Source organism: Mucilaginibacter sp. BGA-UO-ETr-C110 (genome assembly GCF_059567985.1).
The window spans coordinates 758,563-776,264 of record NZ_JCAQPB010000002.1 but is presented as its reverse complement, the minus strand read 5'-3'; the positions used below and the strand labels follow the sequence as shown (position 1 = coordinate 776,264).

Genomic DNA, 17,702 nt, shown 5'->3' with positions numbered 1-17,702 from the left:
ACATGGGACTAAAATCTGCATTAAGCAAAATATTTGCAGCCGCAGTGAACCGGCAGCTAAACCAGTTACGCAAAAATGCCATAGCACTACAGCAAAACACATTCTCTGATCTGGTTGATGCAGCTAAAGACACCGCTTTTGGTCGCGAACATCGCTTTGCAGAGATCAATAATTACAACGATTTTAAAAAGAATGTACCCATACATGATTATGAGGACCTGCGTCCCTACATTGATCGTGTTGTCAATGGCGAAGAAAATGTTTTGTGGCCCGGAAAACCCGCTTACCTGGCTAAAACATCGGGCACCACATCAGGGGTAAAATATATCCCCATCTCCAAAGAAAGTATGCCCGAACATATCAAGGCTGCACGTAACGCGCTGCTTAGCTATATTCACGAAACCGGTAATGCCGATTTTGTGGATGGCAAAATGATATTTCTGCAAGGCAGTCCTACTCTTACGGTTAAGGCGGGTATATCAACCGGCAGACTATCAGGCATTGTGGCTCATCATGTACCTGCCTATCTGCAAAAAAACCGGCTGCCCAGTTACGAAACCAATTGTATTGAGGATTGGGAGCAAAAAGTTGATGCCATAGTGGAGGAAACTTTTAACCAGGATATGCGCCTCATATCGGGCATACCTCCCTGGTGTCAGATGTATTTTGACAGGTTATCGGCTAAAGTGGATGGTAAAAAGATAAAAGATATATTCCCTAATTTTAAACTATACGTGCATGGTGGCGTAAATTACGAACCCTACCGGGCTCGTATGGAAGAGAGCATTGGGGCAAAGATCGATGCTATCGAAACCTATCCTGCATCTGAAGGGTTCATCGCTTTCCAGGATTCGCAAAAGGAAAAAGGCCTGCTGCTATTGGTTGATTCGGGCATATTTTACGAATTTATCCCGTCAGAAGAATATTTTAATGAAAACCCTACCCGTATTAACCTGAAGGATGTAGAACTGGATAAAAACTATGCCCTTATCATGAACACCAGCGCGGGTTTATGGGGTTATAGTTTGGGTGATACCATCAAGTTTGTATCAAAAGATCCTTACAGAATAACGGTGACCGGACGCATCAAACATTACATATCGGCTTTTGGCGAACATGTAATAGGCGAAGAAGTAGAACAATCCTTAATGAGTGTTGCCCAGCAGGAAGGTGTTGATGTGGTAGAATTCACCGTTGCACCACAGGTTAACCCTATGGCAGGGGAACTACCCTACCATGAATGGTTTATTGAATTTGGCTCGGCGCCGGCCGATTTAAAGGCATTTGCAGTTAAAGTAGATAAAGCCTTGCAAAAGAAAAATATTTACTATTTTGACCTCATTGAAGGTAACATTTTACAGCCTTTGATCATCCAAAGCCTGCAAAAAGACGCGTTCATTAATTATATGCGCTCGCAGGGGAAGCTCGGAGGGCAAAATAAAGTACCGCGATTAGCCAACGACAGGAAGATTGCCGATGTATTAAAGGAATACACTATATAATAAGTAAATTTGACGTTATTCAGATAAACAGTTTGCCCATTTAACCGTTTACCTGACTAACTCATTGAAACAGGAATATCATTGATTAATCATACAAAAAACATTGCCATTCTTGGCTCCACAGGCAGTATAGGTACGCAAACATTAGAGGTGATCAGGAACAATAATAATTTGTTCAGGGCATTTTTACTTACCGCGCATTCCAACGCCGATCTGCTTATTAAGCAGGCTATTGAATTTAAGCCTGAATATGCCATTATATGCGACGAAAGCAAATACCAGGAAGTTAAATCTGCCTTAGCGCATTTACCCGTTAAAGTGCTTGCAGGCCATCAGGCTATTATTGATACGGTAACCCATCCGGATATTGCTGTGGTATTAACAGCCATGGTTGGCTTTGCTGGCCTTGAGCCTACCATTGCCGCCATAAAAGCCAATAAGGACATTGCACTGGCCAACAAAGAAACCCTGGTAGTTGCAGGTGAGCTGATAACCGGGTTAGCCAAACAGCACAACGTAAAAATTTTACCCGTTGATTCAGAACATTCTGCCATATTTCAATGTCTTGCCGGCGAGGAACACAACCCAGTTGAGAAATTGATCCTTACTGCCTCCGGCGGACCCTTCCGCGGGCGAAACCTTGATTTCCTGGCTAATGTAACACCGCAGGATGCACTTAAGCATCCTAACTGGGTAATGGGCGCCAAAATCACTATTGATTCGGCCTCGTTGATGAACAAGGGCCTGGAAGTAATAGAAGCCCGGTGGCTTTTTGATGTGGAAGCCGATCAGATCGATGTGATCATTCACCCTCAATCTATCATCCACTCGATGGCGCAGTTTAAGGATGGTTCTATCAAAGCGCAAATGGGCCTCCCTGATATGAAATTGCCTATACAGTACGCCCTAACCTATCCAAACAGGATAGCAAACGATTTTAAGCGGTTTAACTTTACAGACTACCCCACCCTTACATTCGAAAAACCGGATCTCGATACCTTTCGTAATCTTGGTTTAGCCTATGCGGCATTAAAACAAGGCGGCAACATGCCTTGCATTATCAATGCGGCAAACGAAGTTGTTGTTGCCGGCTTTTTAAGCCACTCTGTCAGCTTTTTAGCCATGAGCACAATTATTGAAGAGTGCATGCAGAAGATAAATTTCATAACTCAACCAACCTTAACCGACTATTTGAATACTGATAAAGAAACACGCATCTTTGCGCAAAATTTAATAGAAAAAACGCCGGTAAAGGCAATACAATTTTAATATACATAAACGTAGATAATGAGTATAGTGATCATGGTGGGCCAGCTGATACTGGGCCTTTCAATTTTAATAATCCTGCACGAACTGGGACACTTTTTGGCAGCACGTGCTTTTGGCATCAAAGTCGAGAAATTCTACCTGTTTTTTGATGCCTGGAACGTAAGTCTTTTTAAATTTACCTTTAACGGCGTTGAATACGGCATTGGCTGGTTGCCCCTGGGCGGCTACGTTAAAATTGCCGGTATGATAGATGAATCAATGGATACCGATCAGCTTGCAGGTCCGCCGCAGCCATGGGAGTTCCGTTCAAAACCGGCCTGGCAACGTTTAATCGTGATGCTTGGCGGTGTTACTGTAAACATTATCCTGGGCATACTGATATTCTGGATATTGACCATACGTTTTGGCGATAGCTATATCCCTAACTCAAGCGCCAAATACGGCATTGTACCAGGTGAGATCGGTAAAAAAATTGGTCTTGTAGCTGGTGATAAAATTGTAAAGATCAATGGCAAAGCTGTTGAACGCTTTGATGATTTAACCAGCCCCAAAGTATTATTGGAAAACACGGTATTTACCATACAACGTGGTGCCGAAACAGTAAGTGTTACTATACCACGCACCATACTAAATGACCTCTCTGACCACGGCATTGAAGAATTTATAAGCAGAATTCCCCGCAGCAAATTCATAGTCGACTCTATTGTACCAAAAAGCAATGCGCAAAAAGCGGGTCTGGCCAAAGGCGATAGCATCGTAGCTATTAATAACCAGCCTATCGCATTTTATGACGAATTGAAAACTGAACTGGCAAAAGACAAAGGCAAAACGGTTGACCTGGGTGTAAAACGTAACGACCAGGTTATCACTTTAAAAGCACAGGTTACTGCCGATGGAACTCTTGGCTTTGCACAGTCAAAGAACGATCTGCCTCAAGTAAAAACCATTTATTATGGTTTCTTCGGCTCATTGCCAATTGGCGCTTCAAGGGCCTGGGCAACATTTACCGATAATGCTAAAGGCTTAGGTAAAATTTTCAAAGGCGATGTTAAGTTCAGCAAAGCTGTAAGCGGCCCTGTTGCTATTGCCAACCTGTTTGGCAGCCATGTTGATTGGGTGCATTTCTGGAGCCTGGTAGGCTTTTTATCTATGGTATTGGCCCTGATGAACCTGCTGCCCATCCCGGCGCTTGATGGTGGCCATGCGCTGTTCCTAATCATCGAGATGATCAAAGGCAAAGCACTGAGCGATAAGTTCCTGGAACGTGCCCAAATTGTTGGTTTTGTTATATTAGTTACCCTTATGGTTTTTGTTTTTGGTAACGATATCGTAAAAATCATCATCAAAAAATAATCTCCGCAAATGGATATATATAGCCCCTGGAGTTATTCCGGGGGCTTTTTTGTTGCCACATCAACTGCCCCGGGCATTTGATAAACCTGCGTTTACCCTAACTTTACTTTGAGCGATTTTTTATAAGCTTTAAAAGCGTACCTTTGCGCAATTATTTTCCTGAAAAGCGCATACTTCCATTTGCTTAACTCTTCAACGACAATAAATACTTATTAATCAATACAATGAAAAAAATTGTCGACTACCGCAAGTTATTAGGTGTAAATGAAGCAGCTGAACTACAGGAATTAAAAACAACATACCGCAGTCTGATGAAGGCCTGGCACCCCGATAAATTCCAGGATAGCCCGGAAAGTAAGTTGGAAGCCGAAGAAAAAAGCAAAACCATTATTGAAGCTTACCACTTTTTAGTAAGCATCGCCCCGGAAACCCGCGAACAATCTTTTGCAGAGTATACCATCACCACAACTACCTCAAGTATAGCCGATTTTGAATATAAATCGCAGGTACTGAAGATCAGTTTTACCGATGGTAATACTTACGAGTATTTCGACGTACCCAAGGCGGTTTATATCAAGTTGATCAATGCCGACTCACCCGGACGTTTTGCCCGCAGACATATTTATAACGACTATGTGTACCGCAGCATCAGCAGGTTGGTGGCAACTGCTTAATTCTTTTTTTACAAAAACTTTTTAAAGCTTTTATTTTAACACTTTTCTGCTCAAAAAGAGGGAAAAACGAGTCAAAAACTGCTTAAAATTGCTTCAAAACCATCTATTTTAACACTTTTTAACAAATTTTAACACGGTTTTAAAGCTTTAAAAAGTTTTAATTCATTGATTATCAAATAACTACATCCCAAACGGTCTGTTTTTGACCTGTTTTGGCCTTAACAAAACAGCCCGGTTTTCTCTGATAAGAAAACCGGGCTGTTGCTTTTTATAAATATACTAAAAAATCTGCAGATCAGCAATGGTCGATATTAAGCAGCAGGCGTATGGGTTGTATTAAACAAATGGTTCTTTCTCTTAAATATAGCTGCACCCGCAAGGCTTATCATTAAGCCAATGATCCCTTGCAAAATGATATACAAGAAAGCAAACCCGCCTGGCCCAAACCTGCGTATATCTCTGATCTGTTTTTCAATATGTTGAGGTGATCTTCCTTTAAGTACCAGACGGGTTCGGATATGGGTTAAGGATTTTTCAAATATATCCGGACTGAATAGTGATAGATACAGATAAATAAAAACAGCTATCAATAGGGTTGAAATTAAGGTAAACTTAAATCCAGCTGAGAAGCCTTCATCAAAAGTCATATCGCCATTAAGCTGATCTCTGCACTGCCTTTGTGTTAAAGATGTAAAAGCTATTACAGGAAATAAATGTAAGCAAATACCCCAAAAACCAATTCCAAGATCAATATTAAAAATCTTCCAGATATAGGTAAGGATTATTTCTAAAAGCAGATAAATTAATGCCCATTTAATAGCTATTTGAGTTGGGCTAATTTTTTGAATATCCATGGTTCAGGCTTTTTTTGAAAAGAAGAGTTGTATGGGGATTATTTGCAAAAGAAAAGCGGCCTTTTTATGAAAAGGACCGCTTTCTTATATTATTGCCTGTTCTTAAACTGTTGGTTCAATTGTATCTCCATCGGTATCAGATATTAAAACCGGCGGACGATCTTTTTTAAAGATAGCCGCGCCAATAAGCGCTATGATAGCTCCCATAACCGCCGAACCAATAAGCGCACTGATGGTAATACCCACCGGACTAAGGAATTTGCTGGTAAAGGACATCGCCTGGTCTATCTGCTCTTGCGACATGCCTTTTGCCGCCAATTTAGCCTCGGTAGAGGCAACTATTTTTTGGAGCATCTCTGGGCTCAATACAGCGAAGTACAGATAAGTAAATACAGCCAGTACAATACCCGATAATATCGCAAACAAAAATCCTGCTTTAAATCCTTCGCCAAAAGTTAAATACCCGCCATTTACATCCCTGTACTCTTTTTGTGTCAGGAACATAAAACCGATAAACAGTAATGTACTTAACCATTTAATAGGCGAATCCGGATCGACATTCATAAATTGGATAATATAAGTAACTACAATAGAAGCTATTACATATATTGCTCCCCATTTAATAATTACCGGCATTGGACTTGTTTTTTGTATTTCCATGATATTGTATTGGTTTATGATTTATTAAAAGTAATTATTATTCTCTCCTATTCAAAAAATCAACCATAGAATATTGCAGGGAGGTAATGATTATTTCGAAATTCTTGAATTCGGAATATTTAGACTATGGTGCAGTGTTATCACCATAGTGTAAACTATAATTTCAATTCTGCTTTTAATTCTTAATATTGACGCAATATGTATATCCCACTATTAGCATTACATTCATTAACCCGGTGGCTGGTATTAATTAGCTTATTTTTTACCATTTACCGGGCATACAGGGGTTGGTTGCTCAACAAACCTTTTTTTAAGCTCGATAACACAGTTAGATATATAACTGTAACCATAGCACATATTCAACTCATCATCGGACTTTGGTTATATTTTATCAGCCCTATCGTTCATTATTTCCTTTATAATTTCAACACAGCTGTTCATCAAAGGCAGATCCGTTTTTTTGGGATGGAGCATATTACAGTAATGCTGATAAGTATCGTTTTAATTACCATAGGCTCAGCAAAAGCAAAACGCAAAACTACGGATAAAGAAAAATTCAAAACAATAGCCATCTGGTTCAGTATCGCGTTGGTTCTCATTCTATCCTCTATTCCCTGGGCATTTTCACCGCTTACAAGTCGGCCATATTTCAGACCTTTTTAATAAAAAACGAAAATCAGGCTTAAGATAAAATCAAACACTGAGCCACACAGACAAGTAAATTGAGCCGTGAAAGACATTTGCCATTAAATATAAGGACGATATTTGTATCGTTAACTCATAAAAATACAGCAATGTCAAACATAACAAAAATAGCCCTCGGCAAAGATGGCCCGCTTGTTTCTAAACTCGGATTAGGCTGCATGCGCATGTCGCCCGTTTGGGGAAATCAGGGGAATAACGAAACTGAAAGTATCGCCACCATTCAGTCAGCGCTGGATAGCGGCATTAATTTTCTGAATACCGGCGACTTCTATGGCGCGGGCCACAACGAACTGCTGGTAGGTAAAGCTATTAAAGGACGAAGGGACGACGCTTTCATCAGCGTAAAGTTTGGTGCTATCTTCTATGGCGGCCAGTGGCTTGGACTGGACTTACGCCCAATAGCCATCAAGAATTTTATTAACTATTCATTAGTACGATTGGGGATAGATACTATTGATCTTTATCAACCCTGCAGGCTGGATAATAGTGTTCCGGTTGAAGATGTGATTGGAACTGTCGCCGATCTGATCAAAGAGGGCAAGGTACGTTATCTTGGCGTTTCTGAAATTACGGCCGATCAACTGCGCAAGGCCCATAGCGTGCACCCGGTAACCGCATTGGAAATAGGCTATTCGCTGGCCGATCGCCAGATAGAAAACGACTTGTTACCTGCCGCGAAAGAACTGGGTATAGGTGTAGTAGCCTTTGCCAATACGGCCGAAGGATTACTTACAGGTGAGATGAAAGCCCCGCTGGCTGCTAACGATTACCATAATCACTTCTCGCGTTTTCAGGGAGATAACCTGATAAAGAACCTGGAGAAAGTTGAGGCATTAAAACAAATGGCAACAAAAAAAGGATATACACCAACACAACTGGCAATAGCCTGGGTGAATGCCCAGGGAAATCATATTATGCCATTGGTGAGCATGAGTCGCAGATCAAGGTTACCGGAAAACATACAAGCCATGGAGATAGTTTTTACTCCGGAAGAAATGAATGTTCTTAATGATCATTTTTCTCCAGGCTCGATACTTGGAGGCACATACCTACAGCGTTAGCCAGGTGGGGCTGTATATAAGCCCCTCCTATTTTATATCTTTACGTAATGATAAATCCGACTGAAATAATTCCGGGGGTTCTTTTTTATTCCTATCACGCTTCTGTGCGAAAGGATAAAGTGGCATTTTTAGAACATACTACCCTGGTATTGCAGGTTTCGGGTCGTTTTACATTGGAAACCGCCAGCGAAAAGCTTTCGATGGTTCAGGGTGAAATGTTGCTCATCCGAAGAAATCAATTGGGAGAACTCACTAAAACTCCTTTAAATGGTGAGGATTACCAAACTATAGTAATTTGTTTGAAAGAACACCTCCTCAGACAGATCGCGCTGGAAGAACAAATAGAACAGGGAAAAAAATACACAGGCGCCCCCAACATTCTTATTCCCGGAAACGATTTCCTTAAGGCTTTTTTTCAATCGGTGATTCCTTATGTACGTCATTCGGAAGAAAAGATAACCAATGCGGTGGGCATGCTTAAGGTAAAAGAAGCTGTACTATTGCTTTTGCATATCATGCCCGCGCTCAAAGATTTCCTGTTCGATTTTTCCGAACCATATAAGATCGATATTGAAAAATTCATGCTTAACAACTTTCACTTCAATATACCTATTGAAAAATTCGCGCAGCTTACAGGGAGAAGCCTCGCGGGTTTCAAGCGTGACTTTCAAAAAACATTCGGTATGGCGCCACGGCATTGGCTACAGGAAAAACGCCTGTTGGAAGCCCGGCGCCTGATAGAAACAAAGAATAAAAAACCATCTGCGATCTATCTTGACTTAGGATTCGAAACCCTTTCACATTTCTCTCACTCTTTTAAGAAAAAGTTCGGTAGAACCCCTACCGAGGGGTCGGTGATAATACCGACCATAGACTAATAACCTGCGCTGTTCGAAAGTCTCCGACTTCTGACAGCTGAAGACTTTGCTTTTTGCTATCTTTAGTCTAATAATGAAAGACGGTAAAAAGTTAGAAAGCTTGGTTAAACTGATACAGGAGACTTTAAAAGACTCCCCCAACACTATAATTTACGGCAATAAAAAAGTCAGAAATGCCGGCGGTAATAAACGCGAATTCGACGTTTTTATTGAAGGTAACATCAATAACTTTCCAATCAAGATCGCGATAGAATGTAAGGATTACGCCAAAGCCGTCGGTGTTGAAAAGATCGAGGCATTCCAAGCTAAATGCAGCCGTATCTCGGATATCAATAAAAAGGTATTCGTCGCAGCAAATGGCTACCAACGCGATGCGATCCAAGCTGCAAAGGAATTCGGTATAGAATTATATCATGTAGCTGATATCGACGCGACCGCTGTCCACGAATGGCTACCCATCAAACAATTAGGACTACGTTTTGAGGTTAAAGAATTCAATTTCGCCCTGGAAACTGATGAGCAATCACTAGAAACAGTCAACCAGCCGGGACAGGAGTGCTGGTTTGTCTATCAGGGTTCGCGCAGCGATGTGTTAGCTTTGATCAATCAGACCATTATCGACAATAAAGATAAGATTTGGGAACAGGCTATTTTTAATTTGATGCGCAATTCTAAAAAAGAGGAACTTGGCGGCAGGTTGACATTACCCTTTAAGATCGCTTTTAACTTAGCTGATGCGTTTATTACAAGTGATTCAGAACTGGTGCTTTCCCTTAAAGAGATCAATGGTATTTTTGAAACATGGCTGGTGGAAAGTGAAACAGCAGCGCTGACTATTAAAGACTATTCAACGCAGGATAAATCCAAAGCGAAATACGTGGAATTTGACAATGGCGAGCATGGCACGGTTGAGGTTGTCGTAACGCCGGATAATTTTAAATTTTTCCATACCGACCCGGCAGGACAAACTACACCTTTTGTTTCATTAGGAACTTACGATTCTAAAACAGATCGATTTACACCAGCCAAGAAGAAATAGATAATAGCCCCGCGTTGTTCGATTCTCTGACTTCAGACAGCGGATTGTATTTTGATTTTACGAATAATGTCATTTCGATAGAGCATGGGTGGGCATGAGCACTGCGCGAAAGAGAAATCTTCTGCAGAATACAAAGTCTTAGCTTTCCATAAGCAGAAGATTTCTCCTCGTACCTCGTTCGAAATGACAGCCTTTTTATTTCTTCCGGATATCTATGATGATAATCACCTACGATAAATTTAAATGGAATAGACTAAAAACAAAAGTGGCTTTCCTATGAGGAAAGCCGCTTTTGTTTTATTTAAAATCCGAAATCGAACATCCGAACTCCGAAATCAATCAAGCAACTTCTTTTTTAAAGAAAGCAGCAAAGATAATAGCCAGCACAAACATAAAGATGATAGAAATACCGACTCCCTGTATCTGCCTGCCGATGGTAACATCTTTTTGCGCGTCAAATTCTCCCTGGATCTCAGCCAGTTTCTTTTTGATAATATCCGGACTGGTTTTGCTCTCTTTGAGATATTTGGTTACCGAATTAGTCATGGCCGCTTGTGTTTTTTCGATCATGTGCGGCTCAATTACTTTGGCAAATAACTGATCGCGCAGGGCAAACTGTATTACAAAAGCTGTAAAAAACATAATGAATATGCCTGTTGCCGCTTCCCGCAAGGTCCAGAAACCACCCACCCTTTTCCTGAAATTAAAGCATAATACCACCACCAGTAAAATGGGAAATAGTACCGAAAATATAAAAGGTACGGAGGATATGATCACCACCGATGTTGCCGATAGTATAATATAAAACGAGGCGATACTCAGTACGGTTAAAACCACACCCAGCAATAAGCCAAAAACTATACCGGTGATCCTTAACCTCTTTTTGTCAATTTCAAAGGCCATTGATATTATTGAAAATTGATTAATATATCTAAAACAGCCATATCGAACTCTTTGTCCAGGGCGTTTGCTGCTATTTCGGCCTTTGCCTCCTCAGTTGGATCGATGGTTTGGAAAAAGCAGATCATCGGGTAAAACAGCTCTTTTAATTCCGAATCCTGCGGAAGGCTTTGAGCTACTTTGCTCACCTCCGAAACCGGGCTTTCGATCAGGATCTGGTTGGCTATCACCGGTTCGTAAATGCGGTATTCGTCCTGAAACTCGTCCTCATCAACCAATAAAAACTCTTTCAGGTAATCTTCCAGTTCAGGTTCAATATCTTCGTCTTCGCACTCGTTCAGGTACAGCAGCAGGTTTAGCAACTCGGTACCGCGGTCAAGCGTTTGTTCTTCAATATCTTCCCACTCAGGCGTATCCAGGTAATCTTCCTCCAGTTTTTTAACATCGGCGCTAAAAAAGTTCACCAGCAGCAGGTCAAAAAACACTTCGCGTAATGATTCAACGGCCGGGTTATTATCAAATACTTCGTCCAAAGCATCAACCTTGGTCAAAAAGTCTTCGTCAAGCGCAAAAACTTCGCCAAAGCTATTGCTCAGGAGGGTAGCATCAAAGCTGCTGTACTTAGAAAAAGCTTCCAGAGCGGCTTCAAAAGCGGTTTGTATTTTTGGATCGATCATGATTGTCGTTATTTAAATATTTGTTTGTTATTATAGGTTAGCTGTACTTTTCCTTTTAGCTGTTGTCCAAAGAACGGTGAATTAACCGATTTGGAGCGATTACTTTTACTACTATATTCCCATTCTGTTTCGGTGTCAAAAAGAACCAGGTTGGCCCGCTCACCTTCGGCAATAACCGGTATGGCAACACCCAATATTTCGCGCGGGTTTATGGCCAGCTTATCAACCAGCAGCTCTACCGGTAAACCTGTCTTTAGAGCCAACGGCAAAGCGGTTTGGAAACCGGTTATGCCGTATTCGGCCACTTCAAACTCCACATCTTTAAACTCCACCTCGTGCGGGGTATGCTGGGTTACAATGGCATCAATGGTGCCGTCTTTAAGCCCTTTTATCAACGCCAAAACATCATCTTTGGTACGCAGCGGCGGTTTTACCTTGTACATACTGTCGAAGCCCATCAGAGCCTCGTCTGTAAGCACCAGGTGGTGCGCGGCTACGTCGCAGGTAACTTCCAGTCCTTTGCGTTTAGCTTCGCGGATAAGCTCAACCGAACGGGCGGTTGATACGGTACTGAAATGTATTTTGGATACGGTATATTCGGCCAGATAAAGGTCGCGCGCAATCATCAATTCTTCGGCCAGTGATGGAATGCCTTTCATACCCAGCAGGGTGCTTATCTCCCCTTCATTCACTTTGGCTTTACCGGCTATGGCCGTATCCTCGGGGTACGAGAACACCATGGCATCAAAACCCTGGGCATACAGTAAGGCGCGTTCCATCAGGCCTGCATCCTGCACCGGGCGGTTACCATCGGTAAAGGCTTTGGCGCCGCTCAGGTACATATCATACATCTCGGCCAGATCCTTGCCTTCGCGCTTATGCGATATGGTTCCTAAGGGATAAACATCAACCAGGTTATTTTTGGCGCGGTTAAGCAGGTATTCAATTTCGGCTTTGGAGTGCACCGGCGGGGTGGTATTAGGCATCAGGGCAATGCCGGTAAAACCACCGGCAGCAGCAGCACGTGTGCCCGAGTGCATATCCTCCTTGGTTTCCAGGCCCAGTTCGCCTATGTTACAGTTCAGGTCGAAAAAACCGGGCGATACGTATTTGCCTTCCCCATCTACCAGTTCGGCATCGGCCTCAATATCTTCGGCAATGCGGGTAATCTCCCCATTTTCAATTAAAATATCGGTAACTTGTTGATGAAAGGCTGATCCGGGATCAAGAATGGTGGCAGATTTGATAAGCAAATTCATGAGCACTGCTTTAAGGATTTGTATGGATCAAACAGGCTGCTTTACGGCTTGTTTACCCGGGTTAAAGTACCTGATCAACAAAATTTCGGCGGCCAGAAAAATCAATGCCAAAATTATACAAAGTTTCCATAATTGTGTGCCAAAATTTGTTTCGGCTACAATACCTTTTAGTGAAGCGTTACCCCCTGTTAATAAGGCGGTTGAAGCGGGCATCAATTGTTTCAGGATAGCCTGACTCAAATAACTCATGTCAGATTCGCTGCGGTTATCGTTAAAGGCCAGCGCAGCCAGCGTACTATCCTGCTTTTTCAGCGTATAGATCCCGGTTTCGCGCAACTGATCAGACAGGTACAGCATCGTGCTCCCCTCCTGCTGTCGCACATCCGGAATGGTGCTTTGGTCGCCTTTCACCAGTTTAAGCAATTGCTTTTCGGTAACCTGTACGGGTGGAATCTCCAGCGTTTCATCCTGCCCCAGGGTGTAAAACAAAGGCAGATCGTGTCCACTCAACAGGGCTATCCGAAACAGCGTAGGTACAAAGAGGGCGTGCCTGGGTAAATTGCTATACGCCTCATCAAGTGGTACAGCGGCTACATAAACCTTACCGCGACCGCTGGTATAACCCGCCCAAAAGGTTTGTCCGCCGGTTAATTTCATCAAATTATCCGCCCCTCCGCGGGAGGTATTTAACTGGTAATATTTTTTAACCACCGGCAGATCCGGATTCTCAGGGAAATTCTCAAACACATTTTTAAACACAGGGCTTTGCCTGTTCAGTGTGGATACTTTAGTAGCTTCGGTCAGTAGTTTTTCTGGCCAGGCAGCATTCATGGGTTGCAGAAACGAGCGATAGTTGGCCAGGTCGGCGTCTGTAGCAGGGAAAACAACCAGTGTGCCTCCTTTGGCCACATAGGTTTTTAATTGCTGTGCCAGACCTGTGGATATGGCCTTTACATCACTGATCACCACTATAGGCAAACTGTTGAGGCCTGCATAATCTACATTACCATCGGGCACGCGCCGGGCGGCAAAAAATGGATCGGAAGCAAAAACAGCCTTTAAATATGGATTAGGTGTACCGCCATCGATCAATAGCACTGGCATCTGGGCGCTTACATTAAAACTGAAGTAGAACTTATTATCAAACGTAACGGGATTATCCTGCAGTTCAACCAAGCCTTGCTGCCAGCCAGCTTGCAGGCCCATAAAAGCCAGTGTATCAGTTTGCACCCCGCGCGCCGGGATGGTATAACTACCCAGCGCTTTCTGAGCACCGTTGATGGTTACTTTTAGCGGCACTCTATCGGCCCTTTCACCGGCATAATTGTGGAGCCGAACCACCAGTTTTTCGTTTTCGCCGGGGCGGTGTACCGCGCTTAACAGCCAGACAGAATCAACCGCCACATTAGGCAGGTTACCGGCTTTAAGCTGTATCAGGCTGGTGGCTATACTGGTATCGGTTTTTAATGGCTTAGCCGCCATATTTTTTTGAAGATCGGAAATGATATAAGTCGATTTGATAGCTCCCGGTTGTGTAAGCAACAGGTTTTGCTGACGGTTGAGGATCTGCTGCAGGGTACGACTCTGCGCGCTGATCTTTACCTGGTCAACCGCGTCATTAAACTCATCACGGCTTAGCAGGCGTTGGTGTTTGCCCTCAAAATCCTGCGTAAGCAGTTGAAAACGATCGTTAATATTATAGGCGGATGCAATTTCTTTAGCTTTTTGTTTGGCATCATCCAGCAGCGAGCCTTCGCGGTTGAGGGTTTCCATGCTGTAGGAGTTATCTACAAAAATACTTACCGCATTTTGCCTGCCGGTATTACCGGAATTTTGCCCCGGCAGATACGGCCTGGCAAAAGCCAGCACCAGGAAAAACAGGGCCAGTAAACGTGCAGCCAGTATTAACCGCTCTTTTAAGTTGCGGCGCGATGCCTGCTGCTCCTGAATCTCCTTTAAAAACTGCACATTGCTAAAATTCACCTTCTGAAACTTACGGAAGTTGAACAAATGGATAATGACCGGGATAGCTAACGTGAGCAGTGCAAATAAAAAAGCCGGATATATAAAGCGCATATTTTATCAGTGCAATAGGCAGATATACAAATGTGCGAATAAATGTGCAGATTTCAGAAGACCTTCCCAACTACACGTCATTGCGAGGTACGAAGCAATCTCTATGCTATACCGAGCCGACCTGCAAATCGGGGATTGCTTCGTACCTCGCAATGACGCGGGTTTTTGATGGTTGATCTCTCTATCCAAAATAGAAATCCAAATAAATACTTGTAAGTAAATAATCATTTACTTACTTTTGTATCGATATAATAACCAAAGCATTATGCGACCAAAGAATTTAGAAAAAGAAGAAGCCATCCGTACCATTGCACTGCAGATCATAGCTGAGGAAGGTCTGGAAAACCTAACCATGCAAAAGCTGGCCAAGGCTGCCAATATATCGCCCCGTACCATTTATATCAAATACGACAATAAGGAGGATCTCTTGGTAAAACTTTTTATTGAAGAGGTATTAGGCGCTTATGAGCGGGCGGTGCTGAAAGATTTTAGGTTTGACATGGATTTTGCCGAAGGTGTAAAAAAACTTTGGCTCAACGGCTTTGAATATTTTAAAAACAACCGCCATGCCTTTGCCTTGATGCAATATGGCAAATCTTCGCCCCTACTGAATAAGGCTTACCAGAAAAAAAATATCAAACAGGGCGATTACTTTGGGCCTGTTATCCACTTCCTGGAACATCATGCGGCGGCAGGTGCTATCCGGAATTTCCATCAGGATATACAACGGGCTCTGTTGTTTTCGCCTTTGATCGACCTGATGAGCGAGTATTTTGATTACCAGGAAAGACCTGAGCAGATCATTACCGAAGAGACCCTTTTACAATGCTGCGATGCGGTGATAAAAGGAATGCTGAAATAAATTAAAACATAAAAAATGAACAATATTAAAAATAAAAAGATAGCCATTGTAGGCGGTGGCCCGGGCGGATTAACGCTGGCAAGACTGTTGCAAATGAACGGTGCCGACGTAAAAGTTTACGAGCGGGATATCAACAAAGATGCCCGGATGCAAGGCGCTACGCTTGACCTGCATGAGGAATCGGGTCTGAAAGCTCTGCACGAAGCCGGGTTGATGGATGCATTTAACGCCAACTTCCGCCCCGATGCCGATAGAGTGCGTATTATGGACAAACAAGCAAACATCATCCTTGATGAACATGACGCTCCCAAGCGCCCCATGGATAGGCCCGAAATTGACCGGGGACCGCTGCAAAATATCCTGTTGGATTCTTTGCTACCTGGCACGGTTGTTTGGGATAGCCATTTTTTAAGTCTTTCACCACAAGACGATTCCTGGAAACTGGAATTTAAAAATGGCGCTTCGGTTATTGCCGATATCGTGATAGCTGCCGACGGGGCAAACTCCAAACTACGCCCCTATATTACACCTATCAAGCCTTTTTATTCTGGCGTTACAGCTATTGAGGGAGCCGTACATCATTCCGAAATAGCAAGCCCCAAAATACATCAGCTATTAAAAGGTGGTAAAATATTTGCCATGGGCAGTGAAAAAAGCCTCATAGTAAGTTCTAAAGGTGATGGCAGCCTGGTTTTTTATCCAGGCTTCAAAATCAATGAAAACTGGAGCCGCGAATCAGGCATAGATTTTACCGACAAAGCACAGGTATTGGCCTGGTTCAAAACCGCATATGCAGACTGGGATAGCGTATGGTATGAATTGTTTGAGAACGCGAGCTATGCCTTTGTACCGCGCCCGCAATACTGTATGCCTTTTGACCAAACCTGGGAAGCTTTACCCAACCTCACCATGCTGGGCGATGCCGCGCACCTGATGCCCCCCTATGCTGGCGAAGGCGTGAATATGGCCATGCTGGATGCCCTGGAGCTAAGCCAGTGCCTGCTCAATGATGATTTTGCGGATACGCAATCGGCTATAGCTGCTTATGAAACCCAGATGCGGGCAAGGGCCAGTGAAATAGCCATGATCACCATGGAATCAACAGCTGCACTACATTCGCCACAGGCTATTGATTTTTTGCTCAGCATCATCAGTTAAGTTTAAAACAAAACGCCACCCGCATTCTTTTATATGGAATGGAGTGGCATATCGGTTGTTCGGGTTTTCATTATAAAGATTGGAAGGGTAAGTTTTACCCCGATGACCTGCCGCAGCGTAAATGGTTTGATTATTATTGCGAGCATTTTAAAACGCTGGAGCTTAATGTGACCTTTTATCGTTTCCCGCAGCTTTCGTTCCTGCAAAACTGGTATGGTAAAAGTCCAGCCGATTTCCGTTTCGCGGTAAAAGCCCCACGTGCTATTACCCATTACAAAAAATTCAACGATACTGCGGATTTGATCACCAGTTTTTATGATACCATTAACCAGGGATTGCAGGAAAAACTCGGTCCAGTATTGTTTCAGTTGCCCCCCAGCTTTACTTATGATGACGAACGACTTGATCGCATCATCAACAGCCTGAACCCGTCCTTTAAGAACGTGCTGGAGCTACGCCATGTAAGCTGGTGGAATGATTCCGTTTATGAAAAACTGGCTAAACATCATATTACCTTTTGCGGCATGAGTCACCCCACATTGCCCGATAATGTGATACAAAATACGCCTATGGTGTATTATCGTTTTCACGGGGTGCCTGTATTATACCGCTCGCCCTATTCAAAAAATTTCCTTGAAAAAATCATCAACACAGTAAAGCAAAACCCCGATACCCGCGAAGGCTGGTTTTATTTTAATAATGATTTTGACGCGGTTGGTGTTGGTAACGCGAAAGATATGATTTCGTTGTCTAAATAATTTTTTAATCTCAACAA

General features: G+C 42.9%; 17 protein-coding genes. 11 read left to right on the top strand and 6 right to left on the bottom strand.

What is annotated here, in order from left to right; genetic code table 11:
• Positions 1 to 2: 2 nt before the first annotated feature.
• From AC57BQ_RS04745 to AC57BQ_RS04730, 4 genes are all read left to right on the top strand, one after another.
• Positions 3 to 1,502 carry a GH3 auxin-responsive promoter family protein gene (locus tag AC57BQ_RS04745; RefSeq protein WP_496405171.1) on the top strand — a complete coding sequence of 500 codons (1,500 nt, stop codon included), beginning with the start codon at positions 3 to 5 and terminating at the stop codon, positions 1,500 to 1,502.
• Between the two features lie 81 nt (positions 1,503 to 1,583).
• The gene (locus tag AC57BQ_RS04740; RefSeq protein ID WP_496405170.1) at positions 1,584 to 2,771 is read left to right on the top strand and encodes a 1-deoxy-D-xylulose-5-phosphate reductoisomerase; all 1,188 of its coding nucleotides are present in this window, start codon (positions 1,584 to 1,586) and stop codon (positions 2,769 to 2,771) included.
• Between the two features lie 18 nt (positions 2,772 to 2,789).
• Positions 2,790 to 4,124 carry an RIP metalloprotease RseP gene (rseP, locus tag AC57BQ_RS04735; RefSeq protein ID WP_496405169.1) on the top strand — a complete coding sequence of 445 codons (1,335 nt, stop codon included), beginning with the start codon at positions 2,790 to 2,792 and terminating at the stop codon, positions 4,122 to 4,124.
• Positions 4,125 to 4,348: 224 nt separating this feature from the next.
• The gene (locus AC57BQ_RS04730) at positions 4,349 to 4,798 is read left to right on the top strand and encodes a KTSC domain-containing protein (RefSeq protein ID WP_496405168.1); all 450 of its coding nucleotides are present in this window, start codon (positions 4,349 to 4,351) and stop codon (positions 4,796 to 4,798) included.
• 311 nt (positions 4,799 to 5,109) lie between these two features.
• On the opposite strand, the gene AC57BQ_RS04725 is transcribed toward AC57BQ_RS04730, so the two are convergent.
• Together AC57BQ_RS04725 and AC57BQ_RS04720 are read right to left on the bottom strand one after the other, a co-directional pair.
• A complete protein-coding gene (locus AC57BQ_RS04725) occupies positions 5,110 to 5,652 on the bottom strand; it encodes a DUF4199 domain-containing protein (RefSeq protein ID WP_496405167.1) in 543 nt (180 codons plus the stop codon).
• A 102-nt stretch (positions 5,653 to 5,754) separates the two neighbouring features.
• Positions 5,755 to 6,312 carry a DUF4199 domain-containing protein gene (locus AC57BQ_RS04720; protein WP_496405166.1) on the bottom strand — a complete coding sequence of 186 codons (558 nt, stop codon included), beginning with the start codon at positions 6,310 to 6,312 and terminating at the stop codon, positions 5,755 to 5,757.
• Between the two features lie 198 nt (positions 6,313 to 6,510).
• Here AC57BQ_RS04720 and AC57BQ_RS04715 point away from each other — a divergent pair, with 198 nt between their 5' ends.
• The 4 genes from AC57BQ_RS04715 (at position 6,511) to AC57BQ_RS04700 (ending at position 9,995) form a co-directional block, all read left to right on the top strand.
• Positions 6,511 to 6,975, top strand: coding sequence for a hypothetical protein (locus tag AC57BQ_RS04715; RefSeq protein ID WP_496405165.1), 465 nt, complete (start codon positions 6,511 to 6,513; stop codon positions 6,973 to 6,975).
• A 131-nt stretch (positions 6,976 to 7,106) separates the two neighbouring features.
• The gene (locus AC57BQ_RS04710) at positions 7,107 to 8,078 is read left to right on the top strand and encodes an aldo/keto reductase (RefSeq protein WP_496405164.1); all 972 of its coding nucleotides are present in this window, start codon (positions 7,107 to 7,109) and stop codon (positions 8,076 to 8,078) included.
• A gap of 47 nt (positions 8,079 to 8,125) precedes the next feature.
• On the top strand, positions 8,126 to 8,956 hold the full coding sequence (locus AC57BQ_RS04705) for a helix-turn-helix domain-containing protein (protein ID WP_496405163.1): 831 nt from the start codon (positions 8,126 to 8,128) through the stop codon (positions 8,954 to 8,956).
• Positions 8,957 to 9,029: 73 nt separating this feature from the next.
• Positions 9,030 to 9,995 (top strand): restriction endonuclease, encoded by a 966-nt coding sequence (locus AC57BQ_RS04700; RefSeq protein WP_496405162.1) that lies wholly within the window; start codon positions 9,030 to 9,032, stop codon positions 9,993 to 9,995.
• 339 nt (positions 9,996 to 10,334) lie between these two features.
• Here the strand turns inward: AC57BQ_RS04700 and AC57BQ_RS04695 are convergent, their stop codons facing one another.
• The 4 genes from AC57BQ_RS04695 to AC57BQ_RS04680 are packed head-to-tail and all read right to left on the bottom strand — an operon-like array spanning position 10,335 to position 14,907.
• A complete protein-coding gene (locus tag AC57BQ_RS04695; RefSeq protein WP_496405161.1) occupies positions 10,335 to 10,898 on the bottom strand; it encodes a DUF4199 domain-containing protein in 564 nt (187 codons plus the stop codon).
• 5 nt (positions 10,899 to 10,903) lie between these two features.
• Entirely contained in the window at positions 10,904 to 11,572 is a 669-nt protein-coding gene (locus tag AC57BQ_RS04690) for a hypothetical protein (protein ID WP_090471776.1), read from the bottom strand.
• A gap of 8 nt (positions 11,573 to 11,580) precedes the next feature.
• Entirely contained in the window at positions 11,581 to 12,831 is a 1,251-nt protein-coding gene (locus AC57BQ_RS04685) for a dihydroorotase (RefSeq protein ID WP_496405160.1), read from the bottom strand.
• A gap of 27 nt (positions 12,832 to 12,858) precedes the next feature.
• Positions 12,859 to 14,907, bottom strand: a complete 2,049-nt coding sequence (locus AC57BQ_RS04680) for a BatA domain-containing protein (RefSeq protein ID WP_496405159.1) — start codon at positions 14,905 to 14,907, stop codon at positions 12,859 to 12,861.
• Between the two features lie 265 nt (positions 14,908 to 15,172).
• Here AC57BQ_RS04680 and AC57BQ_RS04675 point away from each other — a divergent pair, with 265 nt between their 5' ends.
• From AC57BQ_RS04675 to AC57BQ_RS04665, 3 genes are read left to right on the top strand one after another with little or no spacing between them, the layout of a single operon-like run.
• Positions 15,173 to 15,769, top strand: a complete 597-nt coding sequence (locus tag AC57BQ_RS04675) for a TetR/AcrR family transcriptional regulator (protein WP_496405158.1) — start codon at positions 15,173 to 15,175, stop codon at positions 15,767 to 15,769.
• 15 nt (positions 15,770 to 15,784) lie between these two features.
• Positions 15,785 to 16,927: an FAD-dependent oxidoreductase gene (locus AC57BQ_RS04670; RefSeq protein WP_496405157.1), complete on the top strand. Its 1,143-nt coding sequence runs from the start codon at positions 15,785 to 15,787 to the stop codon at positions 16,925 to 16,927.
• A 38-nt stretch (positions 16,928 to 16,965) separates the two neighbouring features.
• Positions 16,966 to 17,685 (top strand): DUF72 domain-containing protein, encoded by a 720-nt coding sequence (locus AC57BQ_RS04665; RefSeq protein WP_496405156.1) that lies wholly within the window; start codon positions 16,966 to 16,968, stop codon positions 17,683 to 17,685.
• Positions 17,686 to 17,702 lie beyond the last annotated feature (17 nt).

Excerpts from the sequence above, each read along its gene's own strand:
- AC57BQ_RS04725 (WP_496405167.1), bottom strand. The coding sequence starts at position 5,652 with ATGGATATTCAAAAAATTAGCCCAACTCAAATAGCTATTAAATGGGCA.
- AC57BQ_RS04680 (WP_496405159.1), bottom strand. The coding sequence starts at position 14,907 with ATGCGCTTTATATATCCGGCTTTTTTATTTGCACTGCTCACGTTAGCT.
- AC57BQ_RS04715 (WP_496405165.1), top strand. The coding sequence starts at position 6,511 with ATGTATATCCCACTATTAGCATTACATTCATTAACCCGGTGGCTGGTA.
- AC57BQ_RS04670 (WP_496405157.1), top strand. The coding sequence starts at position 15,785 with ATGAACAATATTAAAAATAAAAAGATAGCCATTGTAGGCGGTGGCCCG.
- AC57BQ_RS04730 (WP_496405168.1), top strand. The coding sequence starts at position 4,349 with ATGAAAAAAATTGTCGACTACCGCAAGTTATTAGGTGTAAATGAAGCA.
- AC57BQ_RS04695 (WP_496405161.1), bottom strand. The coding sequence starts at position 10,898 with ATGGCCTTTGAAATTGACAAAAAGAGGTTAAGGATCACCGGTATAGTT.
- AC57BQ_RS04745 (WP_496405171.1), top strand. The coding sequence starts at position 3 with ATGGGACTAAAATCTGCATTAAGCAAAATATTTGCAGCCGCAGTGAAC.
- AC57BQ_RS04690 (WP_090471776.1), bottom strand. The coding sequence starts at position 11,572 with ATGATCGATCCAAAAATACAAACCGCTTTTGAAGCCGCTCTGGAAGCT.
- AC57BQ_RS04705 (WP_496405163.1), top strand. The coding sequence starts at position 8,126 with ATGATAAATCCGACTGAAATAATTCCGGGGGTTCTTTTTTATTCCTAT.
- rseP (WP_496405169.1), top strand. The coding sequence starts at position 2,790 with ATGAGTATAGTGATCATGGTGGGCCAGCTGATACTGGGCCTTTCAATT.
- AC57BQ_RS04675 (WP_496405158.1), top strand. The coding sequence starts at position 15,173 with ATGCGACCAAAGAATTTAGAAAAAGAAGAAGCCATCCGTACCATTGCA.
- AC57BQ_RS04720 (WP_496405166.1), bottom strand. The coding sequence starts at position 6,312 with ATGGAAATACAAAAAACAAGTCCAATGCCGGTAATTATTAAATGGGGA.
- AC57BQ_RS04700 (WP_496405162.1), top strand. The coding sequence starts at position 9,030 with ATGAAAGACGGTAAAAAGTTAGAAAGCTTGGTTAAACTGATACAGGAG.
- AC57BQ_RS04710 (WP_496405164.1), top strand. The coding sequence starts at position 7,107 with ATGTCAAACATAACAAAAATAGCCCTCGGCAAAGATGGCCCGCTTGTT.
- AC57BQ_RS04685 (WP_496405160.1), bottom strand. The coding sequence starts at position 12,831 with ATGAATTTGCTTATCAAATCTGCCACCATTCTTGATCCCGGATCAGCC.
- AC57BQ_RS04665 (WP_496405156.1), top strand. The coding sequence starts at position 16,966 with ATGGAGTGGCATATCGGTTGTTCGGGTTTTCATTATAAAGATTGGAAG.